This window comes from Arthrobacter sp. ISL-48 (genome assembly GCF_018613805.1).
GTDB lineage: Bacteria > Actinomycetota > Actinomycetes > Actinomycetales > Micrococcaceae > Arthrobacter.
Genome location: NZ_JAGGPL010000006.1, coordinates 23,332 through 30,440, shown reverse-complemented (window position 1 = coordinate 30,440; position 7,109 = coordinate 23,332). Strand labels below are relative to the sequence as shown.

At 63.1% G+C, this 7,109-nt stretch carries 6 protein-coding genes; 1 reads left to right on the top strand and 5 read right to left on the bottom strand.

Annotated elements, in window-relative coordinates; translation table 11 throughout:
• Positions 1-192: 192 nt before the first annotated feature.
• Positions 193-582: a hypothetical protein gene (locus tag J7E83_RS09715; RefSeq protein ID WP_214961495.1), complete on the bottom strand. Its 390-nt coding sequence runs from the start codon at positions 580-582 to the stop codon at positions 193-195.
• On the opposite strand from J7E83_RS09715, the gene J7E83_RS09710 reads away from it, so the two are divergent.
• Positions 574-741 (top strand): hypothetical protein, encoded by a 168-nt coding sequence (locus J7E83_RS09710; RefSeq protein WP_214961493.1) that lies wholly within the window; start codon positions 574-576, stop codon positions 739-741. The genes J7E83_RS09715 and J7E83_RS09710 overlap by 9 nt on opposite strands.
• A gap of 853 nt (positions 742-1,594) precedes the next feature.
• Here the strand turns inward: J7E83_RS09710 and J7E83_RS09705 are convergent.
• The 4 genes from J7E83_RS09705 to J7E83_RS09690 form a co-directional block, all read right to left on the bottom strand.
• Positions 1,595-2,539, bottom strand: coding sequence for a PfkB family carbohydrate kinase (locus tag J7E83_RS09705; protein ID WP_214961491.1), 945 nt, complete (start codon positions 2,537-2,539; stop codon positions 1,595-1,597).
• A 76-nt stretch (positions 2,540-2,615) separates the two neighbouring features.
• Positions 2,616-3,425 carry a Cof-type HAD-IIB family hydrolase gene (locus J7E83_RS09700; protein ID WP_214961489.1) on the bottom strand — a complete coding sequence of 270 codons (810 nt, stop codon included), beginning with the start codon at positions 3,423-3,425 and terminating at the stop codon, positions 2,616-2,618.
• 37 nt (positions 3,426-3,462) lie between these two features.
• A complete protein-coding gene (locus J7E83_RS09695) occupies positions 3,463-4,344 on the bottom strand; it encodes a pentapeptide repeat-containing protein (protein WP_214961487.1) in 882 nt (293 codons plus the stop codon).
• Positions 4,341-6,761 carry an AAA family ATPase gene (locus J7E83_RS09690; protein ID WP_251043700.1) on the bottom strand — a complete coding sequence of 807 codons (2,421 nt, stop codon included), beginning with the start codon at positions 6,759-6,761 and terminating at the stop codon, positions 4,341-4,343. Before J7E83_RS09690 ends, J7E83_RS09695 begins: the two co-directional genes overlap by 4 nt.
• Positions 6,762-7,109 lie beyond the last annotated feature (348 nt).

Sequence of the window (7,109 nt, the reverse complement as noted above, 5' to 3'; positions counted from 1 at the left end):
CTGCTAACGGGGGCCCAATCAGGTTAGATCCCACAATTTCCCCAATCACAATTTTCCGAAAGCGTAGCATTTCGAATGCCACCGCGCTCTCCACCACAGAGCTCGCAGTGCCCGTTTCCCCCAGCCCCGGAATAGCCCTGAGGTCCTCCGTTGCCCCTTCGACTTCCGTCCCAGTCCAGGCAACACCGCGCGTTAGCCCGTATTCAGCTTGCTGAGAAGAGCAGCACGCACTGCGGGGTTGTCTTGCCATAGGTTAAGCGATCCCGCCATCGCGTCCCCTATGCGCTCCATTGCGTCCCGGGCCGTAAGCATGTGCACTCCGTGGGCCGAAATGCTGCAGGAGCCAACGGACGTGCTGCGCCCGTGGATCATGACCATGGGAATCACTTCCACCGCCGGCCCGAGCAGCGACCGGTACCCGAAGGCGGCGGCGTGCATCCAGTTCGCCTTGCCGCGCCCGTACCCGTCAGAGCGTGCAATCAGGTCCTTCTCCCCTGACGCGCGCCATTCGTACTGGCCCCAGCGATAGAGCTTGGAGTCCAGCAGGTAAACAACGTTCCCGAAAGCAATCGCATGGTCCACATCAGCGTCCTGGCGTCCCGGGAACTGCAGCCCGTGATACACGGCGGTTCCCGGGATTCGCAGCAGGAGTTCCAGCAGATCCGGCCACGGTTGGCCTCCCGCGTCGCATCCTCCCGCGCCTCCCGCACGGCACCGGACCACGCGACGAAGATCGCGTAGATCAGTGCCACTCCCACAAAGAGGACACCCAGAGTCACCGGCGCGATCCGGTACAAGCTCAGGTGAACAAGGACGGCGGTCCAGTAAATCACCGGCATGGCCACCACAACAGCTACCACGACCAACGCGATCAGTAGCACGGCCCTACGAGCGGCCCGCCGCGTCGCAGCACGGTACTGCGGCGTCGGGTCCGGGCGTACCCTGCCGTGTACCCGGTACCAATGCCAGACCTCGGGCCGGATGCCATACTGCCGCAGTACCTGCACGCCCTGGACCATTCTGTCCCCCAATATTTCTCGTCTACCCAGTTGTCCGGCGAGTCTAGTGCTGCACGATCGGAACTAACAGAAGTTCCGAGCCTGGCGCAAGCCTTGACCGACATTGCGAGCTCCCGTACTTACCCTGCTCGGCATACCGCCTGGCGCCGGAGTCGCCCAAGGGCAGGATCTCGGCGGATGCGACTCCTGTCGAGCGGATAGCCAGGAACTGAAATCGAAGAAGGACCGGGCGGTATACGCCAGGCGCAATGCCATCGTGGAACCGGTCTTCCGACAGATCAACACCCGGCACGGCAACCATGTCCTGTTACGCGGACTCCAAAAGGCATTCGGGCGTGGAAGCTGATGGCCGGCTGCCACAACCTGATCAAACTCTTCAGCTACCGCGCCGCCTGAACACAACCAGCGACCGTGCCCCGGGGGCGAAGCTGCAGCCCAAGAACCCCAGCTGTAGGGATACTCCAGAATTCCTGCGGCGAAAACATCCAGGTCCGACCCTTCCAGGAAGAAGGCCCGGCCTCCGGGCCACGACGGCTCAAACCCGCGGAGCCAGCAAACCGTACCGACCCACGCACCTAGAGCGATTCAAGCACCGCTCTGTCGATCGACGCGATTCGCTCGTGGACCGACCCCAGCCCCGCGTCGCCGGCCACATGAGCGGCTGCTGTAGCGACAGCAAGATCGATCGGCATCACTTTCGTTAACCGTTGTCTCGACGCTGCCACGCAATACCCCGCGACGAACGCGTCACCGGCTGCGACAGCTACACGTGCCTCGGCGATCGGACAACTGGTGAGGATGATCGCGTCATTCCAACGGTGGACAATACCTCGCGCGCCTAGGGATACGACGGGCTCATCGACGCCCTGTGACGCCATCCAGCGCAGCCCCGCGATCGCACGTGACATGAGTGGGTCACCGACTCGCACACCAGGAATCGCGCCGGCCTCATTCTCGTTTGGCTTTGTCATCGACACGACACCCGTGCGTATGGCCTCGACAAGCGCAGCCCCCTGCCCATCGACAACGACACAGCCACCGGCAGCAACGACAGAGTGCGCCACACGAGCCCAGATCTCGACGTCCAGGCCATCAGGGATCGCGCCGCTCAAGACCACGATGTCGCCGGGACTCATGTCACGAAGCAGTTTTGAAACCAGCCGATCAACTGCTTCCGACGGGACAGCGTCAAGTCGCGGTCCGCTGGCATGCCCGGCCATCGGGCCGAGGGCCTCGCTCGTGAGCGTCAGGTTGTCTCGTGTCTGGCCGGGGACGGCGAAAGTGTCGACGTGAACGCCGTCGGCCGCCGCCGCTTTGCGGAACCTCCCCTCGTCGAGGGTGCCGACTAGCGAGTAGGCGTGCACTTCCGCTCCGAGCGTCTTCACAAAACGTGCGACATTCATTCCCTTGCCCGCAGCGTGAACGCGCCACGACATCACGCGGCCGACCTCACCGGGATCGATGCGGTCAACATGTACCTCGTGGTCAAACCCTGGGCTAAGGGTTACCGTGCGGATCACGCGCCGGCGCCGCTACGTTGGCTCCCGGGAATCCATGCGCTCAAAGGCCAACCCAAGGAAAGCCCGCGCATAGCGATCACGCTCCGGCCGCGGCGAGCCATGTCTCGAGGTAGGCCGCGACACCATCATGGTGGTGGCGAGCGGTAGTGACCGTCGCCGCGTCGAGCACGGCCTGCTTGCCGTTCGCGACCGCGATAGAGGTTCCCACGGCGGCGAAGGCCGGAATGTCGTTGTAATTGTCGCCGAAGAAGTAACAGTCGCCCTTGTCATAGCCAAGCTCTGCGGCGGCGGCCACGACGCCAAGACCTTTCGAGCATGCCGCGTTGGCGATCTCAAGGTAGGTGTCTTTCGAACGGTAGGTGACGACGCCAGGCTCGGTGCTGAGGAGCGCCTCGATCTCGTCTACCAGCGACTGCTCGCCCATGCACATGACCTTGTGCGGCGGATGCACATCGACCCGACCGGAGGAGATGTATTCCTTCGACGGCATCGAGTGCGGCGATACCCCGGTGTTTTTGATCTCACGCGCCGTCCACGGATCGTTGCCCCAGACGTGCCAGTCCTCACCGGCGAAGAAGCTCGCATGCAGGTCGACGTCGGAACAGTATTCGGCGATCCTCCGGGCGTGCTCGGGCGCGATCGCGACATCGTGCACCACCGCGCCCGAACGGGACAGCACGAGCCCGCCGTTATAGGCGATCAGCGGCTCATCAGCTCCGTCGTACAACCGCTCGAGGATCCGCATGGACTCCGGCATACGCGAAGAACAGAGCACGAAGGCGTGACCCGCAGCACGGATCGCCCGGACAGCGTCGATCGTGCGCAGGGATAGTGTTCGGTCTGGGTTGAGCAATGTGCCGTCGATGTCAGTGCAGAACATGGCCATGGCTTGGGTCTCCTCGTGTGGGTGGGAATTGATTGAGTCAGGTGTGAAGCAGAACGGGCAGTCGGGTCCGATCGTCGACGATCGGTTCACGCAGGACGAGCCCCTCGACGTTGCAGTCGCGAAGGTCAGCACCGCGCAGGTCGGGCGTCTCGAACGTTGCGTTCCGCAGATCGGCGGCGCGCAAGTCAGCATCGCGCAGGTCGGCGTCCTTCAGTCGACCTCCACGCAGACTGGCGGCCCGCAGGTCCGTCCCTCGAAGAATGACCGCGGTGCCCCTGCAGTCCGAGAGATCGGCGCGCCGCAGATCCGCTCGCTCCAAATCTGCGCGGTCGAGCACGGCTCGTGGAAGCCGGACATCCGAGAAGGACGAGTCCACGATCCGGGCTCCGGTGAAGTCGGCATCCGAGCCGGCGATGCGCGAGAGGCTTGCCGCCGTCCAGTCCACGCTCCGCGCCTTGAGCGCGTCGACGGTCGCGCCATACAGATTCAGGCCGACCGCACGAGAACCGCTCAGGTCGGCCCTCGAGAGGTTCGACTTGCGGAGGTCTGCGCGCGTGAGGTCGGTCGAAGAGAGGTCGCCGCCACTCAGATCTCGCGCGGCGAGGATGATCCCCGCCAGGCTCCTGCCCGGGATGCGGATCTCAGTCAAGTCAGGAGCGGCGATGAGCGTCTGCACGAACCGATGCTCCTCAGCAAGACGGCGCTCACGTTCCGCCTCGACCCGACCAACCAGCGCCTCGACATACAGGACGGCCACGCCGAGCACCGCGCCGACGCCAAGATTGATTCCCAGATCGGAATACTTGTTGCCTTCGGTGGGGCCGAGGGCCCACATTGTCATTCCAACCACGAAGATGACGGCGATAAGGATCAGCGCGGGGAGGCTCGTCGATTGGAGCCTCGACCAGAGTCGCGTCATGCGGTTGCTGCCTTTGCCGCGACTGCATCGCGGATCAGGGCCGCGCGATCTTCCTCTCCGTTGGCGTCGAGCTCGATCGCGATCGCCTCCAGCAGGTCGTTGCTCTCAAGGTCCCGCGCGTCAGCTGCCGAAGTGAACCACTCAAGCGCGCGTTCGAGGTCCCCGGTTCTCAGTGCGATCTCCCCGAGCACAATCTCAGTCTCGCGAATACCCTGCGCGTAGCCAATTGATTGATGCCCGTGCAGGGCGCGCTCCGCCGTCGCATTCGCTTCGGAAAAGGATTCTTCATCTCTCGCGAGAGTCATGAGGAATGTCGCCTTGTACTGCCAGCCGATCGCCTGGGAGCGAGCCGAACCGACCTGAGTGCTCCACGAGATGACACGCTCGATGTGGGCGAGCGCCTCGTCCGCCTTACCCGCCCGCCGAAGCGTCTTCGCATAGGGAATGAGGAACCGATGACTCGCCACGCGGCTGTCCACCGTGTCGATAGCCTCACGGTAAAGGCTCTCCGCCACCGAGAGATCGCCGGACACGCGGGACAGCTTCGCCTTGTTCCGCAGTGCCCGAGCCCGCAGAGGGCCGGGAGCGAGGTCGGCGCGCATCGCGAACGCTTTATCGACGTGTGCGATGTACTGGACCCGATGATTCTCAGCGCTGGCTGGTGCGATACCCGCCTGCCGTTCGTACTGGCGGCCGTGAAGTTCGGCCAAATCGCACAGCACTTCGCACAGAGCTTCGGTGTCATCGAGCGCCTCCGCGAGCCGTCGACTCTCTTCGTAGGCTTCGAGCGCCTGGTCGATCTCCCCCTCGAATAGGAGCACGTCGCCCAACAACCCAAGCGCCACGGTCCGGGTTGAGGAGGGATTCTCTGCCCCAGTCAGCTGCGCGAGCAGGCGCCCGGCATTTGCAACCTCGCTGGCGCTTATAAAGGCGTTCACGAGCTCGAGTTGGATCGAAGCCCGTGAGTCGTCCCCGTCGAACACGACTCCGTCGGAAGACTCCAGCACTTTGCCGAACAGCGCAGCCGCCTCAGACGACGCCCCAGTGGCCTGCGCGTTGCGTGCCGCTCTAAGGAGGTACGGGAAGGCATCCGCGTGCTTGGCGGCCAGATACAAGTGCTCTCCGATCAAGGCGTCCCAGTCCTCGTTCGAGCTCGCGCGCAGATTGGAGATGACGTCGGCGACCTGAGCGTGAAGCCGGCGCTTACGCAAACCACTCAGCTGCGAGTACAGCACGTCGCGGATCTTGCCGTGTGAGAACTCAAAGGATTCGTCACTTGTCTGGAGCTCACGAATCAAGTCAACGTCGAGAAACTTCTCCATATCACGCAGGAGTTCGTCCTCGCCTGCTTCCATCAGTCCGTGCAGTACGGCGAAGGCGAACCGTCGGCCGACTACCGCGGCGAGCTCGAGTTCGTGCCGTTCCTCGACGTCGAGCAGGTTCAGTCGGGAGGCAATAACCTCTTCCACGGAGTCGGGGATGTCCCAGGACCCAATGTCTCCGTCGAACAACCAGACATCGTCGACCTGGCTCAGCGAGACTCGGCCGGACCTCGGGTCCGGGGAGCAGAGCATCCGGATTAGCTCGCGGGTAAAGAGCGGATTGCCTTCGGTCTCTTCGTAGAGCTTCTTGGTGACCGACTCCGGCAGGTTCGTGGGACCGCCGAGCAATGACTCCACGAGCGCCCCGAAGCCCCTGACGTCGAAGCCCCGAATCTCGTGATTCTGGTAAATCCCTTCCATCCGTCGCGCCGAAGCTATGACGGGACGGATGGGATGCGCGGGCTCCGCGACCTGGTCGGAGCGAAAAGCCCCGAGTATAACGACGGGACCTTCGCTGAGGCGCGAGACCAGGCAGATCAGTGCGTCAGCGCTGCCGACGTCCAGGTGTTCGAGGTCATCGATGAATAACAGCTTCGGCGAGGAACCACCTTTGCGATAGGCACCCATGATCACATTCGTGAAGGTAGCGACGATGGACTCTCTACGGCTTGACGGATCAGCAGAGATCGATTCGCTCACGGCAGCCATCTCCACCTCGGCCGAACCGGCGCCGAACAGCTCGGCGACGACTTCTCCCACAGGGCGGCCCTCCGCCATCTGCCGTACGAGCTCTCGCACCGGGAAGTAGCTCATCCCTTCGTGGAAGGGTTCGCATGCCGTCCGGACGCAGTCATACCCGAGTTGCTCCGCTGCCACCAACACAGCCTCGGCGATTGCCGACTTTCCCGCTCCGCTAGCGCCGCTGAGCATGATCACCGCCCCGGTGGGACCGACTTCTCGTCTGCTTACGCGCTCAAGTGTCCGATTGATCAGCGCCAACTCAGCGTCACGGCCATACAACCCGCCGACAATTTTGCGATTCACCGATACCCCAATACGACCCACATCGCACCGGATCGGCGATAGTGGGTTCATGCTATGGGCGGCTCAGGCGAAGGTCAAGGACCCGCGATGACTCATCAAAGATGCCCGCGTAGCGGTATTCGAAGAATCATTTGAGAATGCCCGCGTAGCGGCGTGTCCGCCGGGGCGGTGTGTGCCGCTTCGGCATTGTGAGCCATGGAGCTTTCGATGAGTGAACGCAGGGCCAGGACATTGTAGGGAGGCATGCCGCAACGCGAGCAGATCCTTGCCATGTCCTGAATGCCCGCAGGGAAAGCGAAGCAAAGTAGCGAAGACTTCTCCAGCCGGAACCGGTCATGCCGCCCGCTCCGTGCGCGACAATGAAGAAGTAACGGATACCCGAGCCATCGAGCTTTTACC

What these genes read in the sequence shown, in the direction of transcription:
- J7E83_RS09700 (WP_214961489.1), bottom strand. Translation starts at nt 3,425, where the DNA reads ATGGCCATGTTCTGCACTGACATCGACGGCACATTGCTCAACCCAGAC.
- J7E83_RS09695 (WP_214961487.1), bottom strand. Translation starts at nt 4,344, where the DNA reads ATGACGCGACTCTGGTCGAGGCTCCAATCGACGAGCCTCCCCGCGCTG.
- J7E83_RS09710 (WP_214961493.1), top strand. Translation starts at nt 574, where the DNA reads ATGGTCCACATCAGCGTCCTGGCGTCCCGGGAACTGCAGCCCGTGATA.
- J7E83_RS09690 (WP_251043700.1), bottom strand. Translation starts at nt 6,761, where the DNA reads ATGAACCCACTATCGCCGATCCGGTGCGATGTGGGTCGTATTGGGGTA.